22 protein-coding genes and 1 other annotated feature are annotated in these 26939 nt (G+C 55.5%); of the genes, 14 read left to right on the forward strand and 8 right to left on the reverse strand.

The annotated features are described in order from the left end of the window. Positions 1–92 precede the first annotated feature (92 nt). Positions 93–392, forward strand: coding sequence for a hypothetical protein (locus tag JUF21_RS04170; RefSeq protein WP_203663183.1), 300 nt, complete (start codon positions 93–95; stop codon positions 390–392). Positions 393–467: 75 nt separating this feature from the next. After that, positions 468–2255, forward strand: a complete 1788-nt coding sequence (locus tag JUF21_RS04175) for a glycoside hydrolase family 2 protein (RefSeq protein WP_203623099.1) — start codon at positions 468–470, stop codon at positions 2253–2255. Between the two features lie 73 nt (positions 2256–2328). Here the strand turns inward: JUF21_RS04175 and JUF21_RS04180 are convergent, their stop codons facing one another. Next, positions 2329–2778 carry a hypothetical protein gene (locus JUF21_RS04180; RefSeq protein ID WP_203663184.1) on the reverse strand — a complete coding sequence of 150 codons (450 nt, stop codon included), beginning with the start codon at positions 2776–2778 and terminating at the stop codon, positions 2329–2331. A gap of 71 nt (positions 2779–2849) precedes the next feature. Further along, positions 2850–3242, reverse strand: a complete 393-nt coding sequence (locus JUF21_RS04185; RefSeq protein WP_203623097.1) for a hypothetical protein — start codon at positions 3240–3242, stop codon at positions 2850–2852. A gap of 323 nt (positions 3243–3565) precedes the next feature. Here JUF21_RS04185 and JUF21_RS04190 point away from each other — a divergent pair, with 323 nt between their 5' ends. After that, positions 3566–4234: a hypothetical protein gene (locus JUF21_RS04190; protein WP_203623096.1), complete on the forward strand. Its 669-nt coding sequence runs from the start codon at positions 3566–3568 to the stop codon at positions 4232–4234. Positions 4235–4462: 228 nt separating this feature from the next. After that, positions 4463–5215, forward strand: a complete 753-nt coding sequence (gene yaaA / locus JUF21_RS04195) for a peroxide stress protein YaaA (protein WP_203663185.1) — start codon at positions 4463–4465, stop codon at positions 5213–5215. 52 nt (positions 5216–5267) lie between these two features. Here the strand turns inward: yaaA and JUF21_RS04200 are convergent, their stop codons facing one another. Next, positions 5268–5891, reverse strand: a complete 624-nt coding sequence (locus JUF21_RS04200) for a PASTA domain-containing protein (RefSeq protein WP_203623094.1) — start codon at positions 5889–5891, stop codon at positions 5268–5270. Between the two features lie 187 nt (positions 5892–6078). Between JUF21_RS04200 and JUF21_RS04205 the strand changes: the two genes are divergently transcribed. From JUF21_RS04205 to JUF21_RS04220, 4 genes are all read left to right on the forward strand, one after another. Next, a complete protein-coding gene (locus tag JUF21_RS04205; RefSeq protein ID WP_203623093.1) occupies positions 6079–8253 on the forward strand; it encodes a Tex family protein in 2175 nt (724 codons plus the stop codon). A 124-nt stretch (positions 8254–8377) separates the two neighbouring features. Further along, complete coding sequence (locus JUF21_RS04210) at positions 8378–9397, forward strand: LLM class flavin-dependent oxidoreductase (protein ID WP_125757364.1); 1020 nt, start codon at positions 8378–8380, stop codon at positions 9395–9397. A gap of 636 nt (positions 9398–10033) precedes the next feature. Beyond that, the gene (gene rsgA, locus JUF21_RS04215) at positions 10034–11092 is read left to right on the forward strand and encodes a ribosome small subunit-dependent GTPase A (protein ID WP_203663190.1); all 1059 of its coding nucleotides are present in this window, start codon (positions 10034–10036) and stop codon (positions 11090–11092) included. 169 nt (positions 11093–11261) lie between these two features. Continuing rightward, positions 11262–11759, forward strand: coding sequence for a GNAT family N-acetyltransferase (locus JUF21_RS04220; protein WP_203624882.1), 498 nt, complete (start codon positions 11262–11264; stop codon positions 11757–11759). A gap of 378 nt (positions 11760–12137) precedes the next feature. On the opposite strand, the gene JUF21_RS04225 is transcribed toward JUF21_RS04220, so the two are convergent. The 3 genes from JUF21_RS04225 to JUF21_RS04235 all read right to left on the reverse strand — a co-directional run bounded on the left by JUF21_RS04225 (position 12138) and on the right by JUF21_RS04235 (position 16475). Beyond that, on the reverse strand, positions 12138–14552 hold the full coding sequence (locus JUF21_RS04225) for an NAD(P)H-dependent oxidoreductase (RefSeq protein ID WP_203663198.1): 2415 nt from the start codon (positions 14550–14552) through the stop codon (positions 12138–12140). A gap of 654 nt (positions 14553–15206) precedes the next feature. After that, positions 15207–15818 (reverse strand): 30S ribosomal protein S4, encoded by a 612-nt coding sequence (gene rpsD / locus JUF21_RS04230; protein ID WP_125755582.1) that lies wholly within the window; start codon positions 15816–15818, stop codon positions 15207–15209. A 174-nt stretch (positions 15819–15992) separates the two neighbouring features. Further along, the gene (locus tag JUF21_RS04235) at positions 15993–16475 is read right to left on the reverse strand and encodes a GAF domain-containing protein (protein ID WP_203623561.1); all 483 of its coding nucleotides are present in this window, start codon (positions 16473–16475) and stop codon (positions 15993–15995) included. Between the two features lie 183 nt (positions 16476–16658). Here JUF21_RS04235 and ezrA point away from each other — a divergent pair, with 183 nt between their 5' ends. Beyond that, entirely contained in the window at positions 16659–18362 is a 1704-nt protein-coding gene (gene ezrA, locus JUF21_RS04240) for a septation ring formation regulator EzrA (RefSeq protein WP_203663200.1), read from the forward strand. Positions 18363–18424: 62 nt separating this feature from the next. On the opposite strand, the gene JUF21_RS04245 is transcribed toward ezrA, so the two are convergent. Together JUF21_RS04245 and JUF21_RS04250 are read right to left on the reverse strand one after the other, a co-directional pair. Next, positions 18425–19333: a sigma factor regulator N-terminal domain-containing protein gene (locus JUF21_RS04245; protein ID WP_203663202.1), complete on the reverse strand. Its 909-nt coding sequence runs from the start codon at positions 19331–19333 to the stop codon at positions 18425–18427. Positions 19334–19335: 2 nt separating this feature from the next. Beyond that, entirely contained in the window at positions 19336–19785 is a 450-nt protein-coding gene (locus JUF21_RS04250) for an RNA polymerase sigma factor (protein ID WP_203623564.1), read from the reverse strand. 167 nt (positions 19786–19952) lie between these two features. Between JUF21_RS04250 and JUF21_RS04255 the strand changes: the two genes are divergently transcribed. The 5 genes from JUF21_RS04255 to JUF21_RS04275 all read left to right on the forward strand — a co-directional run bounded on the left by JUF21_RS04255 (position 19953) and on the right by JUF21_RS04275 (position 26768). Further along, entirely contained in the window at positions 19953–21107 is a 1155-nt protein-coding gene (locus JUF21_RS04255) for a cysteine desulfurase family protein (protein WP_203623565.1), read from the forward strand. Between the two features lie 31 nt (positions 21108–21138). Then, positions 21139–22356: a tRNA uracil 4-sulfurtransferase ThiI gene (gene thiI / locus JUF21_RS04260; RefSeq protein WP_203623566.1), complete on the forward strand. Its 1218-nt coding sequence runs from the start codon at positions 21139–21141 to the stop codon at positions 22354–22356. 13 nt (positions 22357–22369) lie between these two features. After that, entirely contained in the window at positions 22370–22828 is a 459-nt protein-coding gene (locus JUF21_RS04265; protein WP_125755568.1) for a GNAT family N-acetyltransferase, read from the forward strand. A gap of 242 nt (positions 22829–23070) precedes the next feature. Further along, positions 23071–23712, forward strand: coding sequence for a redox-sensing transcriptional repressor Rex (locus JUF21_RS04270; RefSeq protein WP_125755566.1), 642 nt, complete (start codon positions 23071–23073; stop codon positions 23710–23712). Between the two features lie 29 nt (positions 23713–23741). Continuing rightward, positions 23742–23943: a binding site (T-box leader), on the forward strand. 182 nt (positions 23944–24125) lie between these two features. After that, entirely contained in the window at positions 24126–26768 is a 2643-nt protein-coding gene (locus tag JUF21_RS04275) for a valine--tRNA ligase (RefSeq protein WP_203623567.1), read from the forward strand. Positions 26769–26939: the final 171 nt, after the last annotated feature.

Below are 26939 nucleotides of genomic sequence, written 5' to 3' on the forward strand. Positions count from 1 at the left end.
GATTACTACCGACGCATGGCTTAACAACCTAGACCACTATCAAGGATTCGTTATCACCGTTGCACTTGACTTGAAAACTGAGGAACTTAAAATTGATCATCGACCCCGTCAATTTGTTACAAACCGCGGCTGACTCTGAATCTGCTATTTTAGATGCTGCTTTTTCTCAGTTTGCAGACCGAATCGTGGCGGTTCATCTGAAGGATTACCGCTGGCATAGTGATCGGAACCATAAAATAGAAACAGTGGTTCCTGGTCAAGGCCAGGGTAATGTTCCCGAGATGTTAAGGCTTGCTGACAAGGCACAGCCGTTTGGCATCAAGTGCCTGGACGAGTTGCCAGACGGGATGCTTGATCGAGCCCTCGCTTTGCCTTGGATTAAAAATGTGTAGACCAAGGCCGGTGCTCCTAGGTAGCAGTAGCATATAATGAGAAGCACAGTTAATAAGAATTAGAGGAGACTGAAAATGAGCAGAGAAGACTATCCGCGGCCAGACCTGGTCCGCAAGCAATGGCAAAACTTGAACGGCAAATGGGCGTTTGCGTTTGATGACGCGCGCCAGGGCCTGAGTCTGGGCTGGCAGCGCGGTGAGGGTGACATGAACCAAACCATCAATGTGCCGTTTGCTTACCAAGCCAAGCTGAGCGGCATTGGTGATCGCACCCCGCATGATCATGTCTGGTATCGGCGCCACTTTACAGTCGACCATGGCGAAGACGAACGCGTGCTCTTGCATTTTGGTGCGGTGGACTATGCGGCATCAGTTTTTGTCAACGGTCAGATGGTCATTCAGCACGAAGGCGGGGAGACGCCGTTTCAAGTTGATGTGACGGCTTACCTGACTGGCGGCCAGAATTTGCTGGCCGTGCTTGCCGACGACCCGCATGCGGACGAGACGATCCCGCGGGGCAAACAGACGTGGGAGGAGCGGCCGCGTTCGATCTGGTACACTAATACGACGGGCATCTGGCAGACTGTGTGGCTGGAGGTCGTGCCGGCGACGTATCTGACGGGCGTGCGCTTCACACCGCAGTATGACCAAGGGGCAGTGACAATCGATGCGGCTTTAAATCAGCTGCCTGAGCAGGCGGCGATTGAGTACCGGATCACGTTTAAGGGCGAGTTGGTGGCAGAAGGCCGCGTGACTGCGACCGCGCGGCACATGCAGTGGGGCGTTGACCTGCTTCAAAATCACATTTTTCGCTCGAATTTCCACTGGGCCGGGTGGAGCTGGACGCCGGAGCACCCGAACCTGTTTGAGGTTGCGCTCACAGTGGGGAAGGATAGCGTGGCGAGTTATTTTGGCTTGCGCAAGCTGAGCACAGCTCATGGCATGGTGTATCTCAACAACCGCCCGTATTACCAAAAGCTGGTGCTGGATCAGGGTTACTGGCCAGACGGAGGGTTGACCGCGCCGACTGATGAGGCGTTCAAAAAAGATATTATGCTGGCGAAGGCCATGGGGTTTAACGGCTGTCGTAAACACCAAAAAGTCGAGGATCCGCGCTTTTTATACTGGGCTGACCACTTGGGCTATCTGGTGTGGGGCGAGTGTGCCTCGGCACCAGTCTTCAACCATGACGCGGTGCGGCGCTCAATGCACGAATGGGATGAGATTATCGCGCGCGATTACAATCACCCCAGCATCGCCGTGTGGACCCCTCTGAACGAGAGCTGGGGCGTGCCAAATATTCAGTTCGATCGCCAGCAGCAGCACTTCGCCCAGGCGCTGTATCATGAGATTCACAGTCTGGACCAGACCCGCCTGGTCAGCGGCAATGACGGCTGGAGTCAGGTCGAGACGGATCTTTGCACCATTCACGACTACGGCCACGGTGAAGATGACGAACCCGAAGCGCAGGATGCGTTCAGACAACGGTTGGCGACGCCAGACAATCTGCTTGCCGCCATGCCAAGTGATAAGCGGATTTTCGCCGACGGGTTCAGCTGGCAGGGGCAACCGATGCTGCTGACCGAATGCGGTGGCGTCAGCTTCGAGCCAGGGGATGCTGGCGGCTGGGGTTACACCGTCGTAAGTTCACCGCAAGCTTACTTGAAGGCGCTCGAGCGCATCGTCAGCGCGATTTACGCATCACCAGTGCTGTGGGGCTTTTGTTACACCCAGCTCACCGATGTGGAGCAGGAGATGAACGGGCTGCTGACCTTTGACCGCGCCCCGAAGGTTGCGGCGGCCGAGATTAAAAAAATTCTGGATGCGTATCACCCAGAATCAGTTGTGTCACCTGCCAAGTAACTCGATTACATGGCCAAAATCAGCCCGCAAGCGCACAAAATTGTGTGCCTGCGGGCTGATTTGCGCTGGTGCCTTAGCCTCGAAAAATGGGTTTCTGGTATTTTTCAAACCAGCCGCTGGCCAGAATGCGCTCTGCGGCAAACACTAATCGGCGGCTCGGATCGGCCTTGACCGACCAGTTTGCCTTGGCAAACTGGTCCCGAACGGCATTGGCGCCGGCTGTTGTCTTGGTTACAACGATGTACATTTTGGTGCCGTGGTCGTTTTGGAACGCGGCCGCGCTGGTGATGTCGCTGCCGTATTGGGTTTTCAGTTCCGTCAGTGCTGAGCCGGTCAAAGTCTGCTTATTGACAACGGGCAAACCGCGCGCCTCAACGTCGGCGAGATGACTGGCGGCGGTGCGTGGTGCTTGTTGGCTTGTTTCGGCGTTGTTCTGGCCACTTGACCGGCCGACCCCACAGGCGCTCAAGAAGGTGAAGGGGATCAAGGCCAGGAGGACAATTTTGGCTGCGTGCATTTTCATCAAATCAACTCCTGCTCAATCGTTATCTTCATGATAGCAAGCTGGTGGCAAGGTGGCCTCGGCCCCAAGGCTTATCTTCCCTGAAGGACGCCAAAAAGTACGACGTAGCCGGCAAAGTCGCCGATGCGCTTGCGATTAGTTGCCGGATCGCCGAGTTCAGCCAGCCAGTTCGCGCTGTCGTAGTGGTTTATCGTGAAGCGATTCAAGGCGCTCAGAGTCGCGATAAAGCTGTTGTGATTGCTGGTGCGTTTGGTGTCGATTGCGGCACGCTGCTCGTGGGTCTGCTCGTTCCAGTTCACGCGGATCGGGACATAAGCTAGCGCCGCGTCAATCACATCTTGCCAGAGCTCATGAAAGTCATTGTCGGTTTTTGCCTGGTCAAAAGGAAGCTGACTGTAAATCTCATAGGCTTGGTCCATGGACAAGGCATCCGGCCGCTTCAGGTAGTTTTGTAGGTCAAACATGTTAACGCCTCCTAATTTCTATTAACTCCATCATACCTGTTTAGTTGTCCCCCGGGAGCCGATTATCGCAATAAATATGATTTTGTACTATCAGGTAGCGTTTTACGTCAGCCCGTTGCAATCTTTTTCAGGTAAGAATAAGATAATGCTTGTATACAAAAGAAATTTAACATTGGTTGGCCAACCAGAGAATGAGAGTTTTGATTATTCCAATTTGCATATTAGTAATAAATGCGGAGCGGTGTGACAAAAAGTTTTCTGGTTGACCTTTTTATGTGTGAAATTGAGGTACTAGTGATGACTGATGGTGGAGGAGAAAATCGATGAAAAAGCGTTCGTTTAGTTGGGTGCTAATATTGGCAACGGTGCTGGCAATCGGGGCGACAGGTTGCGGTCAGAATTCAGCGGCCAAGTCGAGTCAGACCGCCTCTAGCCGATCGGCAAAGAAAGCGTCGGCCAAGAAAGCCGCGGCCGAAAAAGCGGCCAAGAAAAAAGCTGCCAAGAAGAAGGCGGCAGAAAAGGCCAAGTTAGCAGCGTCGAAGTCGTCGTCCGAAGCGGCTTCCTCGTCGGCGGCCGCTTCATCATCAGCCGCAGCCAGTTCTTCAGCCGCGGCAGCCAGTTCTTCTGCAGCCGCGGCAGCAACACCAGCCGCGTTGGCGGCGCAGCTGACACCAGAGGACTGGGCGGTGCTTGAGTATTATGGCAGCTGGGGATTACCTGACCACCCCGTATCCGCACCATCGATTGCGGAAGAGGGCCAGTTTGCCACCAATGGTGTGCTTGAGTACCAAAACGGGGTGATCCGAATCTCAGATGGCGCCGATTCAGATGGCTACATCGATAATATTACTGCGACCTCAATTCGAATGTCACGGGATGGCATTACAAGCAATGATGACAAATCTTTTTGGGTTGGAATGTATATTCACACCCCCCAAGACATCAAAAATATCAAAGAATTGCGGGCATTATTGGTGAAAAACGGACAGTAATTGTGTTTGAGGCGATGATCACTGTCGACACAGGTCGCATGATTTCGCTTGCCTACCAGTGTGAAGGTGATGTAGTGAGCCTGCCCGTTGCGACACGCCCTTTTACCTTCCTGCCCAGTTTATGGTGCATTCTCCGTGCGGCGCAAATGTGAAAACTAGTCACGCGTTGGGTATAATGCAAACAGAAATGATGACAGGCGGCAGTCTGCCGGAAAAGAGGGACCCTCAATGCAGCTGATCATTGCGCCGGCAAAGAAGATGCAAGTAGACCAAGAAAGTTTCAAGACGACTGCGTGGCCGCGGTACCTCGACCAGGCCCAGGCGCTGTTGGCGGCGTTGCAGCGCTTGAGCTATGACCAGGCCAAGGCGCTGTGGCGGTGTAGCGACCAGCTGGCCAAGCCTAATTACACATGGCTAAAGCACATGGATCTGCGACGGGCAGTCACGCCGGCGGTCATGAGTTACGTTGGCATTCAGTATCAAAGTATGGCCCCGGGCTTGTTGACGGAGGCCGGACTCAGGTACCTGAGTGAACATCTGCGGATTTTGTCAGGCTTTTACGGTGTTCTGCACCCGTTCGACGCCATTGTGCCGTACCGGTTGGAGCTAGGCAGCGGATTTGCGGTTGGTCGGGCCACCAATCTCTACGAATTCTGGGGCGACCGGCTTTACCAGGCGCTGGACTGGCGAGCGCCGGTGGTGAACTTGGCGTCGAATGAGTATGCGAAGGCGATCACGCCGTACCTCAAGTCGACCGATCGACTGGTGACGGTGGTTTTTGGCACGCTCAAGGACGGTAAGATCAAAACGCGCGCCACGTACGCCAAGCAGGCGCGCGGCGCAATGGTCCGCTATGCGGCCGAGCACCAGGTCGACACACCCGCGGCACTCACGCAATTTGATGATCCTCGCTACAGCTATGCCTCAGCTTATTCAACGCCAAAGCGTCTGGTCTTCCTGAGTCGTGAGATGCACCGTTAATTTCCGACCGGATAAAAAAAAGACCCGTGCCGTAAAGCACGAGCCCGAAAAGTTATTGGGGATTGCCCGGCTCATCATCCTGGCCAGTTTGTGAATTGGCTGATGGTGGGGTCGGGCGCTTTTTTGATTTGCGGCGCGGCAGCTTGCCTGCCATCGCAGCTGGAATCGCCGCCGCTGCGCGGGTTACGGTGTGCAGTTGCGCTTGCCGTGCAGCCTGCTTGTTCGCCTTGGCTTCAGCCTTGGCAGCCTGACGGGTGGCGATCATCTGGCGACTGGTTTCAATCGTTTCTTCCGTCGCGTAATAGGCACGAACAAAGGCATTGGGGGCGACTTTCGTATTCGCCTTGGGGGTCGTTTCGAGAATCACATTTGGCTGGCGAGTTGCCAGTTTTGGGGCTGGGGTCGCCATGATCAGGGCGTACTGCAGGTGGTAAAAGTCCAGGACACGTTTGGCCTCCTCTAGCGGCAGGTCGACCAGCGCCGGCATTTTGAAATCATCCTTGTGTTTTTCCATGTGGGCGTCGACCACCTTGGCGCCTTCATCAACCACGCTCGGTGCCACTTTGGCGATGGCGTCGGCGACGCTGCCAACGCCAGAAATAAGTTTGTCTGCGACGTTGAAGGTTTTCCCTGCCAGCTTCTTCAGACCACCGGTGCTGCTTTTACTGTTCGTCATTTGCGCGTTCTCCTTTGGCAATCAATCTACTACCCTAAATATAACAGGTTGAGGATAGACATGCCTAGCTGATCCGCGTTGCGAATCACTTGCATTGCGGATGGGCGGGCCGGCTTGTATGATGAATGGACAGCTAGTGTTATTTCGACACCAGGACATCTTTCACAAAAATCGTGAGGTAAAACTATTGATAGATAAGCAAACCGTTCAGATTGTCCAGCAAGGCGTGTCCGGTATCTCGGCACACCAGGTCAGCGCCGTCTTAAACTTAATGGCGGATGGCAACACGGTGCCGTTCATTGCGCGCTACCGCAAGGAAATGACTGGCAGCTTGGACGAGGTCCAGATTCAGGCGGTTGAGGAAGCTTACAAGCGGGCGGTCGCCTTGCAGGATCGCAAAACCACCGTGCTCAAAAGTATCGAAGAAGCGGGCAGGCTGACCCCGCAACTGACCAAAAAAATTCAGGAGGCCAAGAAGCTCCAAGACGTTGAGGACCTTTACTTGCCATACAAGCAAAAGCGCGAAACGAAAGCGACCATCGCCAAAAAGCGCGGGCTTGAGCCGCTGGCCCGCTGGATTTTAACTTTTCCGACAGGGTCCTTGGATTCGCGGGCTCGCCGTTACCTCAATCCGGCCAAGGAGCTGAAAACTGAAACCGACGTACTGGCCGGGGCCCACGAAATCTTGGCCGAGCGGTTCAGCGAAAAGGCCTCAGTCCGCAATTGGGTGCGCGATTACACCAAGCGCACGGGCGAAATGACCGCAACGGTCAAGACCAAGGGTAAGGCCATCGACGAAAAAGGTGTCTACCAGCATTACTATGATTTCACCGAGAAAGTTTCGCGCATGACAGCGACCCGGACGTTGGCGCTCAACCGCGGGGAAAAGGAAAAGGTCCTGACCGTGAAAATCAAGGTCGACCAAGGCGCGGTGATGCGGTTCATGCACAACCGCTGGATCGGGTCGCAACCGGATAGTTTTGCAACAGCGTTTGTTGAAGAAGCTTATGAAGATGCGTATAAGCGGTTCATCGGTCCAGCCATCGAGCGCGAGGTGCGCGCCGAGCTGACCGACACCGCCGCGGCAAAGTCGGTCAAGGTCTTCGGTCAGAACCTTTACAACTTGCTGATGCAGGCGCCAATTAAAGGCAAGGTCGTCCTGGGCTTTGACCCGGCGTATCGCACCGGTTGCAAGCTTGCCGTGGTCGACGAGAACGGCAAGCTGCTGGCCACGGCGGTGATCTATCCGCACAAGCCGGCGCCTGCCGCCAAGCGTCAGGCAGCGGCCCGCGACTTCAAGACGCTGCTGGAAAAATATCAGGTGACCATGATTGCCATTGGCAATGGCACCGCCAGTCGCGAGTCCGAGCAATTTGTTGCGCAGGTGATCAAGCAGCTGCCCCGCGAGATTTTTTACGTCATCGTCAACGAGGCGGGGGCGTCTGTCTATTCGGCCAGTCAAGAGGCGCGCGATGAGTTTCCCGACCTGCATGTTGAGCAGCGCAGTGCCATCAGTATCGCGCGCCGTCTGCAGGATCCCTTGGCCGAGCTGGTCAAGATCGATCCGGAGGCGATTGGGGTGGGTCAGTACCAGCACGACCTGCCGGCCAAGGCAATGGCCAGCGAGGTCGACGCGGTGGTGGAGCGGGCCGTTAACCAGGTCGGCGTCAACCTCAACACCGCCAGTTATCAGCTGCTTGCCCGCATCTCTGGACTGTCCAAGACCATTGCGCAAAACATCGTGACCTATCGCGACGAACATGGCCGCTACCTCAGCCGCACTGAGCTGAAAAAGGTGCCGCGGCTCGGCCCGAAAGCATATGAGCAGGCCGTGGGATTTCTGCGCATCATCGGCGGCAAGCAGCCGCTCGACAACACCGACATTCATCCGGAAAGTTATCCGGTCGCCAAGAAAATGCTCGCTGCTGCTAGCGTGAAGCCTGGTGAGCTGGGGACGCCTGCAGCGGGTGAGAAACTCAAGGCGCTTGACCTGACGGCTTTTGTTTCCAAAGCCGCTGGTGCTGCCACTGTCAAAGATATCGTTGCCAGTCTTCAAAGCCCCGGCCGCGATTTGCGCGACAGCATGCCGGCGCCGCTTTTGCGCAGTGATGTGCTAACGCTGGAAGATTTGCAGCCTGGGATGAAGCTGCAGGGCACGGTGCGCAATGTGGTCGATTTTGGCGCGTTTGTCGACATCGGCGTGAAGCACGACGGCCTGGTCCACTTGTCCCGCATGGGGCCAAAGTTTGTGCGCGACCCCAATACCGTGGTTGCGGTTGGCGATATCGTTGATGTGTGGATCGAAAAGGTGGACTTGCAGCGTGAACGTATTGCGCTGAGTATGGTGGCGCCGAGAGTTTGAACAGAGGCAGACTGGTAAAATGGTCTGCCTTTTTGACACAAAAATAAATTAAAAAACACTTGTAATTAGTAAGTAAAGAGACTATATTGCATTTGTTCGAAAGAAAGCAAAGGAGGCAATTAAGATGAAGAATATTGGATTCTTGAGTTTCGGCTTCTGGCAAAAGAACAATTCAGTGGTCAAAACCGCTCAGCAGAGCTATGAGGAGTCCGTTCAATTGGCGGTCGAAGCTGAAAAGCTGGGGATCGATGGCGCCTGGTTTCGGGTGCACCATTTCGCCGATCAGATCGGTACGCCGTATCCGCTGATGGCCGCCATCGCCGCGAAGACTTCAAAAATCGAAATCGGGACTGGCCTGGTGGACATGCGTTACGAAAATCCCTTCATGATGGCCGAAAACGTCATGTCAACGGATGTGCTGGCGCAAAATCGGGTCCAGCTTGGCGTTGGCCGTGGTTCACCGGAGCAGGTCAAAGATGGCTGGCAGTACTTCGGGTACGACTACACTGAAGAGGAGATCAAGGACATCGCGCGGGCCCGGGCACTTAAGTTTCTCGACCTTTTAAAGGGTGAGCGCTTCGCCGAGCCAAACGCCCAGCCAATGTTCCCGCAGGAGCCTGGGTTACGGCGGCTCGAACCATTTTCGCCAACATTGCAGCACCGCATCTGGTGGGGCGCCGGCAGCCAGGCCACCGCGATCTGGGCGGCTGAGCATGGCATGAACTTGATGTCCTCGACGCTAGTGAACTACGAGTCTAACGAGCCGTTCCATGTTCAGCAGGCCAAGCAGCTGCGCGCTTTCAAGGACGCCTGGAAGAAAGCAGGACATGATTTTGAGCCGCGGACGCTGGTTACCCGCTCGATCATGCCAATTGTGAGTGACCTGGATCGTCAACTGTTCGCAGAAGGCACGCAGACCCAAGATGAGGTCGGTTACTTGGCTTACCACCAGAACCCGACGATTTTCGGCAAAATGTTTGTCGGCGAGCCCGACCAGTTGATCAAAGAATTGGGTGAAGACGAAGCGATTCAAGAGGCAGATACCATCCTGATCACCGTGCCGTCGACGCTCGGTGTTGATTACAATGTCCACCTGTTGAAGACCATCATGACCGATATTGCGCCAGCCCTCGGTTGGAAATAGCAACACGCCAAAGCGCGAGTGATCGCGCTTTGATTTTGGTCAAAAATATTTTGCGCATTTTTATTGACAGCGGTTACATAACGTGCTATTATGATTTCGGATGATGGGAGGGCGAGGTAGGAACAACCTTGTCAGAGTTACCCGGAAACTCCCTGGCGATCCGACCTGCACTTTAGGGTTGACCAGGCATGCTGAGCCTTCAGATCTGTTAGGCTATGAAGACTGCGTTAGAAGCGCAGGGTCCTTCCAGGACGCATGACAGGATGCTGCTATCACTTTTTTAACTTAATAAAGCGACTCAAAGCGGCGACGCAGCGAGGATAGCAGGCGGGGGCAACCCTGCGATAAAAGCCACCAGGGTTAAACCTGGTGGCAGGGGACACCATTTTGAGAGAAATGGTGTCCTTTGCGTGCCTTAAACCTTGTTTGCCGCTTCGCAGTTTCTAGAAAGTTTCAAGAAACTGCGATGTTTTTTCTTTTCGCTTGGCAGCTGCAGTTCTGGTACAATAGCGCCAGGCCATTGAATGGTCGTTATCAGAAGGGATGTGTGCTTATGTTGAGCATTGTAGCGGGCGTCGACCAGACACCGGAGGACTACAAAGCTTAGTCTTCCATGGATTACGGAGGACAGAAATTTTGAATTTTAAGAATTATGGCGATTATACTGCGCAGGCACTAGCGAGCGGCTTTTCGATTGCCCGCGTGATTGAAACCAGTCATCAGCAGTATATGATCATGACTGAGGCTGGGCCGTATCGTGCGCAGGTTGCCGGTCGCATGGCCAACCTCGCACTGGACGCCGAGGATTTTCCGACGGTTGGCGATTGGGTCCAAGTCAGGATGCCTGAAAATCAGGCCGACATGGCCACGATTGAGCGCCTGAATGACCGGACGTCCGTGTTTCTGCGCAAGGCTGCCGGCCGGCGCAGCGAACCGCAGCTGGTCGCGGCTAACGTGGACTGGCTGCTGCTGTGCATGGCGCTAGACGCGAACTTTAACCTGCGTCGGCTTGAACGCTATCTAGCAGTGGCCACAGCGTCGGGCGCGCAGGCGGCGATCGTGCTGACCAAAGCGGACCAGGCGACTGACTTAGCAGCGCAACTGGCTTCAGTGGCAGAAATCAGCGGCGCCGCGCAGGTGCTAGTGTGCGATGCCACCAAGCCGTCAAGGCTCAGTGAGCTGCAGAACTTTATGCAGCCGCAGCTGACGTATGCTTTTCTCGGCTCGTCTGGCGTTGGCAAGTCAACGCTGATCAATCATTTGATGGGGACGGCCAGCCTGGCGACGCAAACGGTGCGCGCAAGCGATAGCCACGGGCGCCATACCACTACCGCGCGGCAGCTGCTGGTGTTACCCAGTGGCAGCATCGTGATCGACACCCCGGGAATGCGCGAGCTCGGACTGCTGGCAGCGGATGTCGACGCGACCTTTGAAGACATTCAGGCGCTGGCGCAGCACTGCCGGTTCAGCGACTGCACCCACCAGCATGAGCCGGGGTGTGCAGTACAGGCCGCAGTGGCCCGAGGAGCGCTTAGTGCTGACCGATTGGCCAGCTACCAGCGGCTGAAGCAGGAACAGGCCCAAAACGTTGAGATGCGTGGTAAGGCCCGGGAGAATGCAAAAATTGACCGCATGTTTGGCAGTAAAAAGCAGATGAAGGCTCTTCGCCAGTCCGTCAAAGCCCGTCGACGCTAAGCTTGCTTGGCGTCAAAGCTAAGAATTGGATAAGCGACGCGCTTAGGCGCACTTGCCGGGATTTGATGCAGATTGCACTGATCCCGGCTTTTTGCTGAAAGATGAAGCCTTTACGATGAGGTCGATAAAGATTAAACTAACAGGCATTCCCATTGTCTGGAGGTGCATCATGCAGATTGCCGCATTTGAATCTGATCCGCACACAATTGCCGAACTGGTCGATCTCATTTTGTTTTGCCAGGACACAGAGGCCCGGCTTGGAATCACTATGGCTGAGCAGCCGGACGTGTTCGCGATTCCGGAATATTATCTGGCGTCTGGCGGCGGGTTCTGGGTTGCAAAAGATGACGCGGGGCATGTGACCGGGTGTATTGGCCTGCTAAAGCTGACGTCAACTACTGCAGTGCTCAAAAAGTTCTTTGTCTATCCCCAGTTTCGCGGTCGGCCGACTAGTCTGGGCTGGCAGTTGTATCAAGTGCTGATTCAGGAGGCCGTAGCAAAAGGCTTTACGCGCCTGGTGTTAGACACGCCAGAGGCCGAGCACCGCTCTCACCGGTTCTATGAGCGCCAAGGCTTTACGCGCTGTTGGCGTGAGGATTTAGGCGGCGACTACGCATTTCCGGACCGGGCGAGTCGGTTCTATCAGCTGGACCTGAAGGCTGAGTGAGCCGGTTACGCAGCGGCAAAACTTTTATGTTCGCGACCAAATGACCAGGACCCGACCGTATTTTTGGCAGGTTCTGGTCATTTTGGTGGGCACAAAAAAGCCACTCGATCTGATTCGAGTGGCAATCGTACATCTAGGACAATTTGGGTTTCAGCGGCGCCTGAATCCAAGAAGTACGGTGACTGCTTCTTGGCGGGAAGGGCCAGCCAGCTCAACCTTGACTACTTATATACAGTTGACTGGCTGAATGTTCGATGGCATCGACCAATTTTTGTGTTAGTTCATGTGATAGAAACGTTATTCACTCCTACGTGGGTGTTATGGCAAAAGTCTGGACAACAAAAGAAGAACGCGTTGGCGTTCTTCTTTTGTTTGCAGTTAGGCAGTCGCCTTACTGATGGCATCTGCCACGGCGTCTTGCAGCGCGTGGCTGGTGACTGACGCACCGGTCACCGCATCGACTTCTGGGGAGTTGGCTGCGACCATCTCGTGAGGCAGTTCCTTGATGGCCTTCAAGCCAACGTCGGCGCTTTCGCTTTGCTTGAGCACTTCGACGTTTTCCAATTTACCTGAATCGTAGGTTACCCGAACGACGATCTCGTTGCCCATGCCGGCGTCGCTTTTCCCGATGTATTGGTTAGGCCCAACCGGGTAGTCAGACGTTTCCGGTGTGCTGGCCTCGTGGGCCGAGGCGCCGGTGGACGCGTCTGACTGCTCGGTCGTCTCCTCATGTTCCGAAGCGCCGGTCGAGGCGTCGGTTGTCGTCGTCTCCGCGGCCGTCGGGTTCAGGCCATGAGCGGCATTTTCACCGGCGATTTTGCCCCAAATCAGGCATTCGGCCAGGTTGTTGCCACCTTGATACTGGTTGGCGTTGATGCCGCCAAGTTCACCAGCAGAGTACAGATTCTTGATGGCCTCGCCATCGGTGTTCAGCACTTCAGCCCGGCTGTTGCGCCGCGGGCCGCCTTGCGTGTTGAGCACGGTCTGGCGCAACGGCACGGCGTAGTATGGCCCGTCGTCAAACGCGCGCATCGTGCTTGCCGGCCGGTCGAAGGCATAGTCGCGACCGGTTTCGGCGAAGTGGTCGAAGTCTTCCCGAGCCTTGACCAAGACGTCGGGCTTGGCGTTGATCAATTTGGCCAAGTCTTCTAGGCTGGCCGCCTTGACGGTGATGTCGTCGAAATTATCGACTGGTAACTTATTGGCATGAATCGCGTCCCACTGCGTCTGATCAAAAATCAGGTGTGGGTGGTCATTAGCGATTGGAACCTGCCAGGTGCCGTGATAGTAAATGTGGCCGTGCTTGTTAGCTTCGGCCTCGTTGAAGTACCGCGAGCCGTCGTCGCCGACCGTGAAGGTACTGCCGTCAGCGGCTTTTGGCCAGCTCAGGATCAAGCGGCCGCGGGTACCAGCAGGACCAGCAAAAGTCAGCCCATGCAGCATGCCCAGTGATTCATAGTTTGCCATGTGCCACATGTCGGCACCGACTTCTTCGCCCAGCTTGATGCCGTCGCCTTTGTTGTAAAGCGACCCGATTGGAGCCAGGCGGGAAGCCTTCAGGTAATCCTGAATCATTGCCGGATTGTTTTCAAACCCGCCGGTGGCTAAAATGACGCCGCCGCGCGCCTTGATGTCTAGCAGAACGTGATCATGCTCGATCTGTGCACCAAGTACGGCTCCGGTTTCCGGGTCCTGCACAAGGTGCTTGGCTGGTGAGCTGTACCAGACCGTAATTTTGTCGCTGCGGTCGAGAACTTCTTTGCGCAGTTTTTTCCATAGTGCGGAGTCGAATTGACGCTCATGTACGACCAGCAGGTCATACGCGTTCACGCCGGGAAAGTCAGGAAATTCATGCAGAATCCCGTGCAAGTCGACCTTGCTGTGATCCCAGTCCTTAGCGATACTCAGGGGCTCCACACCCAGATACTTGCGGAAGTAGTCGGGCATCTTGACCATGCCGTCAACGTAGGTATCGATCATGTCCTCGTCGAGGTTCATCGGCGAGGTCATCGCCTTGTAGTAGGTTTTCAGCTGGTCAAAATCGGTGCCCGCGCCGACGACTTGGCCGGCGTACCGGGTATTGCCGCCTTCATGGCCTTCCGGTGCGGAATCAACCAGCAGCACCTTAGCACCAGCGTCTGCAGCGAACCGCGCGGCGGTTGCCCCGGCACCACCGAAGCCCAAAACCACAACATCAAAACTCTGATCCCAGGTTCTTGCGACACTCATTTGATGGTTCTCCTTTGTCTCGTCACTGTATAAGTGGATAAATTTAATGAATTGACTGAAACATTCGTCAAGAAACTTGACGGTTTTCTGGTCCTTCAACGCGCCATTCGCATCGAATGCCGTTGCGGCATGGGGCAACATGAACTCGTTGCCAGGCAGCACGCAAGCATCGACCCCAGGCGCGTCAAGGACATGCCGCAGGTCCATTTGGGCCCGGACCGTGCCTTGAGCGCCCAGGGAGGCACCAACGATCATGATGGGCTTGCCGGCCAGTGAATGATAACTTGCAGACAGCCATTCAATCACGCTTTTGAGACTTGCGGTCATGGAATGATCGTATTCAGGGGTGGCAATAATGACTCCGTCGGCAGCCTCCACTTTACGAATCAGGGTTTCAATGGCCGGAGGAAAATGATCTAGCTCATCCTCATTGAACATTGGCAGGTCGCGAACCTCCTGCAGGTCGATCGTCGCCTTGTCGGCAAAATGAGCTTTCATATACTTCAGCAACGTGCGATTGTATGACTTGGTCGCGTTGTTGCCGACGATTGCGAGTAATTTCACCTCAGCATCTTCTTTCTATAAAATAAAATTTTCACAAATACTTACGCGATCATTGTAGCGCTATTACGAACTATTCGTAATCGTCAATATTAGGACCTGGGCAAGTTGCCTCACGCGTATTCCTGATCCCAGACAGTAGAATGGTGGCACGAACGATCGTGGCTAAAATGTGCCAATCAATTTTGTCGTTAAAGCTGACATGGCTTGTGGCGATTTGCGCTTGCATGGTGACGGTGCGTTCGTTGCGTTTGACAGTCACGGCATATCTGGCATTGTCGGTAAGGGTCTTTGCCATGCGTAGTCTTAACTTTGACTAGTTGTCAGCGGCCTGCTTTACGGGGAATGACGCGAAGTGGCACATCGCGGATTCAGACGGGCTAGCTGTGATTGAGATTTACTGTCACTGATGGCGGTCATAAAGGTGCCGCTGGACGAAGAGGCGGGTCTCGATAATGACAATCACGGCACAAGACCTTCAGTTGCTGACGCAGTTCATGAAACAATCGGATAAGAATGCGGGCAGGTTAAATGAATGACTTCTGCCAATATGGGTTGTCTCGACGATGACTTTCATGGTTTACGCAAGCAAAAAAGCATTTGACCGGCTGGCCAAATGCTTTTTCGATATTGCATCGCGGAAATTGTAATCGAGAATTACAGTTTCTGGTTGTAGTATTCAACGACAAGGGATTCGTCGATGTCTGGTTCGAGTTCGTCACGCGTAGGGAGGCGCACATAGGTGCCTTCCTTTTTGTTTTCGTCGAAGGAGACGTAAGCAGGACGAGAAATCGTTGCTTCGAGTGCTTCACCGACGATTGCCAGGTTCTGGCTGCGTTCACGCAGGCCGATCACTTGGCCCGGCGTTACTTCGTAGGAAGGAATGTCAACGCGCTTGCCATCGACCGTGATGTGGCCGTGGTTAACGAGCTGACGCGCCTGCGGACGAGTGGTGGCCAAACCGAGACGGTAGACCAGGTTGTCCAGACGGCTTTCCAGCATGATCATGAAGTTCTCACCATGGGTGCCTTCCTTGAGCTTGCCGGCGCGAATAAACAGGTTCTGGAATTGGCGTTCGTTCAAGCCGTACATCCAACGCAGCTTCTGCTTTTCAGTCAGCTGCTGGCCGTATTCGGAAACCTTACGGCGGTTGTTGGCACCGTGGTCACCAGGGGCGTACGGACGACGAGCAAGTTCTTTACCAGTGCCGGAAAGGCTAAGCCCCAAACGACGGGACTGCTTCCAGCGAGGACCAGTATAACGAGACATAGGATATTTCCTCCAAGATTTTTATTTGGAGTAAAATAATGAATTGTGAATTCAGAACACGGGCAGTCGGGCTAAGCCGTTCGCTCTTGCAGCCGCGGTTACTAAGCTCTCCGATACCGGTTGCCAAACTGGAGCCGACCATTCCATTCACTGCTGCATTATTTTACACGCGCACTAGTATATCGCGGAAAGGGCCGCCGCGTCAAGGTGTTTCGAAAGCGCCGCGCCGAAGTCCGTCAGCACTTTCACGTCCTTTTCCGAAAAGCGGTCGAGGATCGGTGAGTCAATGTCCATGATGCCGACGATGGTGCCTTCAACCTGCAGCGGGACCACTGTTTCCGAATTGCTGGCGGCGTCGCAGGCGATATGGCCGGCAAATTCGTGCACGTTTGGCACGCGCAGGGGAGTTTGTTTCTCATAGCTGGTACCGACGACGCCGCTGCCGGGCGCGATGTGCATGCAGGCGACCTGGCCTTGGAACGGGCCGAGGTCCAATGAATTGCGCTGCTTGCTGTAGATATAGAATCCGGCCCAGTTGACCTGATCCAGGCTGTTGTACAAAATAGCGGCGGCATTACTTAAGTTGGTGATGACGTTGGTCTCGCCGTCGAGCAAAGCGGCGACTTGGTCAACGATGATTGGATCAATGGCAGTCATGGTGACACTCCTTTTTGCGTCAAAAGTCCGAAACGTCGCGGCTTTTCCTATTAAAAGGGTTTCATATTGCCGGCGTTTTTGAGATACTAGGAACCGAAGACGATTTTCAGAACATTAAGGTCAGTGTACGAGGCAGCGGCCGAGAATGCAATCTTGAAAGTCGGCGCGGAAGGTGTAGAGAAAATGAATTGGATTATTATTGTACTGATCATCATTGTGCTCTTAGCCTTAGGGGTATGGGGCTATCAGGTGCGGAACGCGCGGTTGATCCACGATTTGGACGCCGAGGTCGCGACCATTGATACCGGTGCGGTGCCGGGGCTGATCCGCAGTATTCAGCAGCTGAGCCTGACTGGCGATAGCCTGGCCGACTTTAAGTCCTGGTCGCAAAAGTATCAGGGTCTGGTTGACGGCGAGCTGACTGAGCTGCAGACAGCGCTGCTTGATGTGGAGCAGGCCAACAAGCAATTCAAGTTTGGCCAGGTCAAAGATGGCATGGCCAACATCGATGCGCTGCAGACTTCGGCAGCCAAGGACATGAAGCAGATCGAAAGTCACCTTGGCATGATCAAAGAGGCTGAGGCCGATAACGCCAAGCAGCTGAAAGTTTTGCGCAACGACTATCAGGACGCGCGCAAGACGGTGCTGGCCAAGAGTTTTGCCTATGGCGACGCGCTCCCGGCGCTGGAAGCCAGCTTGCAGGATATCGCCTCACAGTTGACTACGGCGACTGAAGTCAACGTTGGGGGTGACCCGCGGCGGGCAAAAGCCGCGATCAAGCAGGTCAAAAATAGCGTTGCGGCGCTCAAACTGCAAGTCAAGCAGTTGCCGCCGCTGGTGAACTCGGTCGTCAACGAATTTCCTTCACAGTTGCAGGAAATCCAATCGGGCTATCAGCAGTTGACTGAGCAGCATTTTCTCTTTACCGACGACGTGCCCGCTGGGGTCGCCGAGGTGCAAAACCTGGTCGCGAAGGCGGAGGCTCAGATCAAGGACCTGGACGTCACTGAACTGACCGCAAACAACGCGACGATTGCCGACAAAATCGACAGCCTGTACGCGGTGATGGAAAAGGAACTCAACGCGAAGAGTTCAGTTATGGATCAAAAGGACGAGCTGCGGCAGTTCATCAGCCACGCAATGCAGCAGAACCGGACGCTGAATATCGAGCTGGATCACCTCAATCAGTCCTATCAGCTCAACCACGATGAGATCAAAACGGCAAATGAGTTGAAGGTGCAACTGGACACGATCGATCAGGCATACGCCAAGGCCATTGACCAGATCAATCAGAATCAGGCGATTTACTCAGACGTTTTGGCCCAGTTTACGCATGATCGCACAGATCTCACCGAAATCGAAAAGCAGCAGCAGGCCATCAATGCCAGCGTTTCCGGTCTGCGCGAAACCGAACGCAAGGCGCTGGCTCAGGTCGACGCGTTCGAGCGGGCCGTGCGTGATGTGCGCTATGAGGTGTCTCGCCACGACCTGCCGGGTCTGCCAAAAGCCTATCGCGACTTCTTCAAGGTCGTCAGCGACGAGATCCTGCAGCTGAAAGACGACATGGATCAGGTCAAAATCGACTTGGACGCCATTGCCAAAACGCTGATTCGGGTGTCCGCGGACATTGACCAGTTGAAGCAGCAAAGTCGCGACCTGATCAGTGCCGCAGGGCTGTGCGAGCAGCTCATGCAATACGCGAACCGCTACAAGACCTCCCACGAGGAAGTGGCCCAGGCCATGACCGATTCAGCCAAGTTATACGCCAAGTACGATTACCAAGGGGCAGCTGATGCCATTGCCACCGTGCTCGAAAAGGTGGAGCCAGGCAGCTACAAGAAGGTGGCCGACGACTTCAACGCCCAGCAGCACGACGAACTCGTCTAATTGGGTTCAATAGGATAGAAGAAAAGTGCGGCCGCAAGTTTCTACCTGCGGCCGCATTTGCCTTATTTAGTTGGCGTGATGAACGGTACGCGGGGTACTGTCACGCCCACGCTGGTCCCACTCACATACGGGGCAGTTGCGACTTTGGCCAAATTTTCGGTCGTGCCGGTGAGCATCACGCCTCTGAACTTTAATCGCGCCGGTGGGGTCTTCATCGCCTTTTCATAGGCCTGATTATTCTTGGCGCCGGTCCAATATTGGCTGAGTGCTTGGCGCCAGTATTTAATCTGGCTTTGCGGCGATTGACCGTCGGCGAGGGCCATGCCAATCGGACTCTCGCCTATTCTAGGCTGCGCCACGTCGCCGGAGATGGAGACGTGCGCGGTATCGTTAAACAGGTAGCCCCACCGCAGCTCAAGGTTCTTTGGCAGCAGCCGTTTCAGCTCAGAATAAGTGTAGCCGCGGTTAAAAGTGACGGCGATTTCGCCGACGTGATCAGGCAGCTCGGCCAGCGTTTGGGCCTCGTTAGGCAAGTCCTTGGTCCCAGTGTAGAATCGCGCGATTTTTTGCGTGCTCCCGGGCTGGAACTGTTGCAGGCCGAAACGCTTATCGCGGCGTTCAATGCTCTGAGCGAACAACCGGTCGTCCAGCTCCCAGCGCAGGTTGGTGTACTGGGACGTGTAGGTTCCCCAAGGGACTTTGTAACCGTCGATGTCCTTATATTCTTTGGTCACTACATTACCGCCAAAACTGGTGTCGTTAGCCAGCATCTCCGAGGAAAGCTCGACATTGGGCTCTGCGACAGTGTGGTAAGCATTCAGCTGGTCAAACAGGGCCGCGCTTTGCCGGGCCGCCAATTTGTTGAGAACGACGTAACCCAGTGGTACCAAAATCACGACGACGATGGCGGCGATGACGGCCATCATCAGCCGCTGCTTCCACTTGGCATGTTGCAGCGCTTTGTCTAACATTGTTATTCCTCCCATTTGGTGCGCAGACTGGCCCGCGCCCTCGCCAGCATGGTTTTCACACTGGCTGGCTTCAGGCCGAGCAGCTGCGCGATTTCTTGATATGAAAAACCGTAATAATATTTCAACGCCAGCAGTTCTTGCTGGTTGGCGGGCAGCGGTGCAAGCATCTCGGCAAATTGCGCCGGACTGGCGGCGGCAGGTTCGGGAATGGCGGCAGTCAGCGTTTCGCGCTGGCGCCTGCGCAGACTGTCCAGGAAGGCATTGAGCGCGATGCGGTAGAACCAGCCGTCAAAGTTGCGCACGGAAAGGTCCGGCAGCATGACGATGATTTTCTCGTAGGCCGTCGCCACTGCGTCTTCCGCGTCGGCCCGCTGGATCCCGCGCGCCTGCAGCCGCTGCACGACCACGCCGCCTAGCGCCAGCAAATGCTGGTCGAACTCTGATTTGGCCATCTCGCCCCTCCCTCCGTGAATAAGACGTCTGAACTCTGCCAAAAGTATACAGGCTGGCTGAACATTCTTCTATTTATTCTGCCAGGCGGATCCTGGCGGTTCATTTTCGCCAAAATATTTGGTATACTTGCATGCAGCTAAACTTACGAAAAGGAAGAATGTTGACCATGATTTATTTCGACAATAGCGCAACGACCAAGGCGCTGCCGGTGGTTCTGGACACCTACCGCAAGGTCTCCGAGGACTTTTTTGGCAATCCGAGCAGCCTGCATGCGGTCGGCGGCAAGGGCAATGAGGTGCTGCAAAGTGCCCGCAAGCAGATTGCGGACCTGATGCACGCCAAACCCGACGAGATCTATTTCACGTCCTGCGGCACTGAAGGCGACAACTGGGTCATCAAGGGGACGGCCATCGAGAAGCGGCCTTTTGGCAAGCACTTGATCACCACGCAGGTCGAACATCCCGCAGTGATCAACACGATGAGGCAGCTGGAGGAGCTGGGCTTTGAGGTGACTTATCTGCCTGTCGACAAGCGCGGTTTCATCGATCCCGAAGAACTGCGCGCGGCGATCCGGCCGGACACGATTCTGGTTTCGGTGATGGCAGTCAACAACGAGGTCGGCGCCAAGCAGCCGATCGATGCTGTCGCGAAAATCCTCGAGGACTACCCGAGCATTCACTTTCATGTTGACGCCGTGCAAGCGATCGGCAAAGGTCTGATGAAGTCGCTGCGCAATCCGCGCATCGATTTTCTGACGTTCTCCGGCCACAAGTTCCACGCGCCGCGCGGGACCGGGTTTGTTTACATCAAAGAGGGCCGGCACATCGCGCCGCTGTTGACCGGTGGCGGCCAGGAGGATAACCTGCGTTCCGGCACTGAAAACACGCCGGCAATCGCGGCGATGGCTAAGGCGCTGCGGCTGCTGTTGACCGATGAGGATAAAAAGGTCGCGCACCAGCAGGCCATTCGCAAGGCGATTTACGACCACGTCAGCCAGTTCGCGAACGTGACGATGTTTTCGCAGCTGACGCCTGACTTCGCCCCGCACATTTTGACGTTTGCCATCGCCGGGGTGCGCGGTGAAACCATTGTCCACGCGTTTGAGCCGCACGACATCTACATCTCGACGACTTCGGCCTGCTCAAGCAAAAAAGGTACTGAAAGCTCCACCTTGGCCGCGATGCATGTCGACGACAGTATCGCCACATCCGCGATCCGGGTCAGCTTGGACGAGTACAACACGATGGACGAGGCCAGGGCCTTTAACCAGGCGTTCGACCAGGTTTATGCCGGCTTTGCCAAGTTGATGCCGTCTGCCTAACCCGTTGCCACTTTATTGGAGGAAAAAATCTGTGAATTACACTGAAATCATGGTGCGCTATGGCGAGTTGTCCACCAAGGGCAAGAACCGCCAAGCTTTCATCAGCCGCCTGCACGGCAACGTCACCAAGGCGTTGCACGAATTTCCCGACCTGACCATTCGGCCCAAGCGCGACCGGCTGCACATCGAGCTCAACGGTGAGGACGCCAAGGCCGTGATGGCCCGCCTGTCCAAGGTGTTTGGCATCCAGACCTATTCGCCATCTGTGAAAGTTGAAAAAGACATGGACCAAGTGCACGAGGCCGTGCTGGCATTAATGAATGAATCTGTGCCGCAGGGAGCCAGTTACAAGGTCAACACCCGGCGTGCGGACCACACGTTTGCGCTTGACACGAACCAGATGAACTTGAATCTCGGCGACTTTTTGGTCGATCACCGGCCAGACCTCAAGGTGCAGATGCACCATCCGGATTACACCTTGCGGGTGGAAGTGCGCCGTGACGCGATTTATCTGTCTACGCAAACGATTCAAGGCGCGCTGGGCATGCCCGTCGGCACCGCCGGGAAGGCCATGCTGATGCTGTCCGGTGGGATCGATTCCCCGGTCGCCGGCTATTACGCCCTAAAGCGCGGTGTCGATCTGGAAATGGTTCACTTTTTCAGCCCGCCGTACACGTCCGACTCGGCTTTGAACAAGGCCAAGCAGCTAACCACCAAACTGGCGCCATACGCCGGCTACATCAAGTTTATTCAGGTGCCGTTCACTGAGATTCAGGAAACCATTAAGGCCACCGTACCGGAAGGGTACCTGATGACGGTGCAGCGGCGGCTGATGCTGCGGCTGACCGAGGCGCTGGCCAAGCAGCGCGGGGGTCTGGCCATCGTCAACGGCGAGTCGATCGGCCAAGTGGCGTCCCAGACTTTGGAAAGCATGGTCGCCATCAACGATGTGACCAACATGCCGATCATTCGGCCAGTGGCCACGATGGACAAGACGGAGATCATCAAGGTCGCGCAGGACATCGACACCTACGACCTGTCGATCATGCCGTTTGAAGACTGCTGCACAATTTTCGCGCCGCCGTCTCCTAAGACCAAGCCAAACCTGGACAAGACGCGCTACTACGAAAGCAAGCTGGACGTTGAGGGGCTGATGCAGCGCGCCTTGGATGGTGTGAAGATCACCGAGATCAAGTCGTCCGACGAGTTCATGAACCAAGACCAGGACATGATTTCTGAGCTGCTGTAAAAAGGAGACCGCGATGACTGAGATCCGCTACATGAATCGGCCCGAGGCCAAGGCGTACTTGGATTGGGTCTATCCAGCGCCGTATGAGTTCTATAACATTCCCGCCGCGGTTCACGCGGTAGAAATGGACAACATTTTTGCTGATGACGGGGATGACTACTATTCGGTGCTGGAAAACGACGAGCTGATCGGGATGTACGAGTTTTCTTTCCCCAATGGCGTGATGGAAATTGGCTTGGGGCTGGCGCCGGCCTACACGGGCGCCGGCCGTGGCCGCGCCTTCGTTCAGGCCGGCATCGACTTTGGCCGCCAGCGCTACCACTACGCCGGCCCCATTACCCTCGAGGTCGCGGACTTTAACGCCCGTGCCCGCCACCTGTATGAGGCCTTGGGCTTCAAACAAACCGGCACGCGCGAGGCTGATGCGTATGGGACTCCGGTCACGTTTGTGCAGATGAAATTAGATCAGTGAGTACTGCAAGCTGCCTGGTGAGGGCAGCTTTTATTATGCCGATAAAAGAGTTGCGCTTCTGGGATACAGGGCTTGAAGTGGTGCCCACCACGATTGCTGTGCGTCGCCGGCCCAATCCTCCCGGAACCCAGTACGTCTGGCGGTCGCGCACTTCCACCGGATTTTGTTTGTTCGTTCACAAAGGTTATGCTAAACTGACATTGTGAACGCTTACACAGAATTCAAGGGCGGAGGCAAGACCCATGCAAAACACAAAAGCACATGTCTCAAAAGCTACGATTAAACGCATTCCCCTGTACTATCGCGCAGTTGTCCAGCTACAGCAGGAAGGCGTCGCCCGCATTCGTTCGGACCGTCTAAGCGAAATTATTCACATACCATCTGCGACCATCCGCCGCGATTTTTCCAGCTTCGGAGAGCTCGGCAAAAGCGGCTACGGCTACAGCATTGCGACGTTGGTGGAGGAGTTCGGCCAGCTGCTCGACGTGGATTCTTCCGAGTCAATTATTCTGGTCGGCGTCGGCGGCTTGGGGCGCGCGCTGCTGATGAATAATTTTCGCCGTAATCCGGACCTGAACATCGTCATGGCGTTCGACGCCGACCCGACGAAGGTCAACACTCGCATTGGCGGCATTCCGGTGTACCCGTTTGCGACTCTGGCGGCACACATGAACCCGAACATTCACACGGCAATCCTCGCGGTGCCGAGTGCGTCGCAAACCGGGGTGATCGGCACGCTGGAGGCGTTCGGCATCAACGCCATCATGACGTTCGCACCGCAGCCGGTGGCCTGCGCGCCGCAGACTACCATCCGCTACATCGATTTGACCTCGGAGCTGCAAAGCCTGCTGTACACCGCGCACCAAAAGGCGAAAGCCCGTTGACGGGTCGCGGCCGCTCGGCTTATAATAGCGTCAACGCGATGACCAAGAGGGTTGCGGGACGCTTTTTCAGCGACAAGGCGGGTGGTGTGAGCCTTGAAGTGTTCCGTGATAAGTAGCTTGCGAGCCGTCGACCTGAAGTCAGTAGGGCCGACCGGGACCACCCGTTATCAGGTTCAAGTGAAGGCGTTGAGCCTTAATTTAGGTGGTACCGCGAGCTAACTCGTCCTAATCGATAGGGCGAGTTTTTTTGTGCAAGCTGCGAAGGCGGGCGCTTTTAGGGTGACAGCCAGCATAGCCTAACGCGTTGCCGCCGTTTTTTGGCGGCGGTGCGTTAGGCGTAGCTGGATGCTCACCCGTTGCCCGCCTGAGCGCAACTACCCGATCTCGGCATCGAAAACAACAGGAGGATCCTTATGAGTGAAGAATTAGCACCAAAATTCGACCCCAAAGCAGTCGAAGCCGGCCGCTATCAGAAGTGGCTGGACCAGGGCGTATTCAAACCAAACGGCGACAAGAAGGCCAAGCCGTACACGATCGTTATCCCGCCGCCGAACGTCACCGGCAAGCTGCACATGGGCCACGCCTGGGACACGACGCTGCAGGACATGATCATTCGCCAAAAGCGGATGCAGGGCTATGACACCTTGTACCTGCCGGGGATGGATCACGCCGGCATCGCGACGCAAGCCAAAGTCGAAGCCAAGCTGCGCGAGCAGGGGATTTCGCGCTACGACCTGGGCCGTGATAAGTTCATCCAGCAGGTTTGGGACTGGAAGGACGAGTACGCGGCAATTATTCACAAGCAGTGGGCCAAAATGGGCCTGTCATTGGACTATTCTCGCGAGCGGTTCACCCTTGATGACGGGTTGTCCAAGGCGGTTCGCAAGGTGTTCGTCGACCTTTACAACAAGGGCCTGATCTACCGCGGCGAGTACATTGTTAACTGGGATCCGCAGGCGCGCACGGCGTTGTCCGACATCGAGGTCATTCACCAAGACGACAAGGGTGCTTTTTACCACCTGATTTATCCCTTCGCCGATGGGACGAAGGGCGGCATTGAAATTGCCACCACCCGGCCGGAAACCATGTTTGGCGATACCGCCGTGGCCGTCAACAGCAAGGATCCGCGCTACAAAGACATGATTGGCAAAGAAGTCATCGTGCCGGGCGTCGGCCGAAAGATTCCAATCATCGCCGATGAGCACGCGGACATGGACTTTGGGACCGGGGCCGTTAAAATCACGCCGGCCCACGACCCCAACGACTTCCAGGTCGGCCTGCGCCATGACCTGCCGCGTATCAACTGCATGAATGACGACGGCACCATGAACGAAAACGCCGGCAAGTACCAGGGCATGGACCGCTTCGAGTGCCGCAAGACGCTCGTCAAGGATTTGCAGGACTCCGGTGACATCATTAAAATCGTGCCGATTGTCCACAGTGTCGGCCACTCCGAACGCACCGGCGTGCAGGTTGAAGCCCGCCTGTCCACCCAGTGGTTCGTCAAGATGAAGCCGCTCGCTGAAGCCGCCATCAAAAACCAGCAAGGCGCCGGCAAGGTCGACTTCGTGCCAGACCGCTTCGAACACACCTTCCTGAACTGGATGGCAAACATTCACGACTGGGTCATCTCCCGCCAGCTCTGGTGGGGTCACCGCATCCCGGCCTGGTACAACAAGAAGACCGGCGAGACTTACGTCGGCGAAGAAGACCCGAAGGACCCGGAAAACTGGGAACAGGATCCCGATGTTCTGGATACCTGGTTTTCCAGCGCCTTGTGGCCATTTTCCACGCTGGGCTGGCCGGACAAGGACGCGCCTGACTTCAAGCGCTACTACCCGACCAACACGCTGGTTACCGGCTACGACATCATTCCGTTTTGGGTTGCTCGCATGATTTTCCAAGGCCTTGAGTTCACCGGTCAGCGCCCGTTTGAGCACACCTTGATTCACGGCCTGATGCGCGACGAGCAGGGCCGCAAGATGAGCAAGTCCCTGGGTAACGGCATCGATCCGATGGACGTCATTGAAAAGTACGGCGCCGACGCGTTGCGCTGGTTCCTGACGCAGGGCAACAAGCCTGGCCAGGACGCCCGTTTCTCCTACACCCAGATGGACGCAGCCTGGAACTTCATCAACAAGATTTGGAACATGAGTCGCTTTGTGCTGATGAACCTGGGCGACACGAAAGCAGACGACGAGCCGGATCCAAGCACTTTCGACCTGTCGGACAAGTGGATTTTTGCCCGCCTGAACGACACAGTCGCTGAGGTGACGCGCCTGTTCGACCACTTTGAGTTTGGCGAAGCCGACCGCGCGCTGTACAACTTCATCTGGAATGAACTGGCCGACTGGTACATCGAAATGTCCAAGGAAGTCCTTTACGGCGACGATGAGACGATCAAGGCGCAAAAGCGGGTCAACCTGCGCTATGTGCTGGATCAGACCCTGCGCCTGCTGCAGCCGATCATGCCGTTTGTGACAGAAAAAATCTGGCTGACGATGCCCCACGACGGCGAGTCCCTGGTGACGGCGGCATACCCGACCACGCACCAAGAATTTGAAAATCCGGCTGCTGTCGCGCAGATGCAGGCCATCATTGAGCTGATTCGCGGTGTCCGCAACATTCGCGCCGAGGTCAACGCGCCGCTGGCCAGTCCGATCGACTTGATCATCAAGCTGCAGGACCCAAGTCTGGAGGCGGTCTTCAATGATAACCGCGACTTCATCGACCGGTTCGTTCACCTGAAGGCAATGACTGTGGGTACCGACGTCGAGGCCCCAGCCTTGGCCGGCAGCGCCGTCACGACCGGCGCGACGATCTATGTCCCGCTCAAGGAACTGATCGACTTGGATGAGGAAATCGCTAAGCTGCGAAAAGACGCCAAGAAGCTCGAGCAGGAGATAACGCGGGCCGACAAGAAGCTGAGCAATCAAGGTTTCTTGGCCAAGGCGCCGGAAGCAGTGATCACGGAACAGAAGGCCAAACGAACCGACTTTACGACGAAACTGGACGCGACCAACGCCCGCATCAAGGAACTGCAAGCGGCCAAATAATGGTCACGCTTAGGAAGAAGCTGCCGCGTGCAGCTTCTTTTTTTGGCTACCGTGGTATAAAAATAGTTTTTACTAAGAATTAAGCATTGGCAACGCTTGCCCGGACCCCAGCGGTTGTCAGGGGTGCTGGGGGCGGTATAATTGATTTGAAGGCTGATGGGCTAACTATTA

The organism is Lacticaseibacillus sp. 53-4, assembly GCF_016861805.1.
GTDB lineage: Bacteria > Bacillota > Bacilli > Lactobacillales > Lactobacillaceae > Lacticaseibacillus.

What these genes read in the sequence shown, in the direction of transcription:
- JUF21_RS04185 (WP_203623097.1), bottom strand. Translation starts at nt 3,242, where the DNA reads ATGTTTGACCTACAAAACTACCTGAAGCGGCCGGATGCCTTGTCCATG.
- ezrA (WP_203663200.1), top strand. Translation starts at nt 16,659, where the DNA reads ATGAATTGGATTATTATTGTACTGATCATCATTGTGCTCTTAGCCTTA.
- JUF21_RS04255 (WP_203623565.1), top strand. Translation starts at nt 19,953, where the DNA reads ATGATTTATTTCGACAATAGCGCAACGACCAAGGCGCTGCCGGTGGTT.
- JUF21_RS04210 (WP_125757364.1), top strand. Translation starts at nt 8,378, where the DNA reads ATGAAGAATATTGGATTCTTGAGTTTCGGCTTCTGGCAAAAGAACAAT.
- JUF21_RS04250 (WP_203623564.1), bottom strand. Translation starts at nt 19,785, where the DNA reads ATGGCCAAATCAGAGTTCGACCAGCATTTGCTGGCGCTAGGCGGCGTG.
- JUF21_RS04175 (WP_203623099.1), top strand. Translation starts at nt 468, where the DNA reads ATGAGCAGAGAAGACTATCCGCGGCCAGACCTGGTCCGCAAGCAATGG.
- JUF21_RS04275 (WP_203623567.1), top strand. Translation starts at nt 24,126, where the DNA reads ATGAGTGAAGAATTAGCACCAAAATTCGACCCCAAAGCAGTCGAAGCC.
- JUF21_RS04265 (WP_125755568.1), top strand. Translation starts at nt 22,370, where the DNA reads ATGACTGAGATCCGCTACATGAATCGGCCCGAGGCCAAGGCGTACTTG.
- rpsD (WP_125755582.1), bottom strand. Translation starts at nt 15,818, where the DNA reads ATGTCTCGTTATACTGGTCCTCGCTGGAAGCAGTCCCGTCGTTTGGGG.
- JUF21_RS04270 (WP_125755566.1), top strand. Translation starts at nt 23,071, where the DNA reads ATGCAAAACACAAAAGCACATGTCTCAAAAGCTACGATTAAACGCATT.
- JUF21_RS04190 (WP_203623096.1), top strand. Translation starts at nt 3,566, where the DNA reads ATGAAAAAGCGTTCGTTTAGTTGGGTGCTAATATTGGCAACGGTGCTG.
- yaaA (WP_203663185.1), top strand. Translation starts at nt 4,463, where the DNA reads ATGCAGCTGATCATTGCGCCGGCAAAGAAGATGCAAGTAGACCAAGAA.
- JUF21_RS04180 (WP_203663184.1), bottom strand. Translation starts at nt 2,778, where the DNA reads ATGAAAATGCACGCAGCCAAAATTGTCCTCCTGGCCTTGATCCCCTTC.
- JUF21_RS04245 (WP_203663202.1), bottom strand. Translation starts at nt 19,333, where the DNA reads ATGTTAGACAAAGCGCTGCAACATGCCAAGTGGAAGCAGCGGCTGATG.
- JUF21_RS04220 (WP_203624882.1), top strand. Translation starts at nt 11,262, where the DNA reads ATGCAGATTGCCGCATTTGAATCTGATCCGCACACAATTGCCGAACTG.
- JUF21_RS04200 (WP_203623094.1), bottom strand. Translation starts at nt 5,891, where the DNA reads ATGACGAACAGTAAAAGCAGCACCGGTGGTCTGAAGAAGCTGGCAGGG.
- JUF21_RS04235 (WP_203623561.1), bottom strand. Translation starts at nt 16,475, where the DNA reads ATGACTGCCATTGATCCAATCATCGTTGACCAAGTCGCCGCTTTGCTC.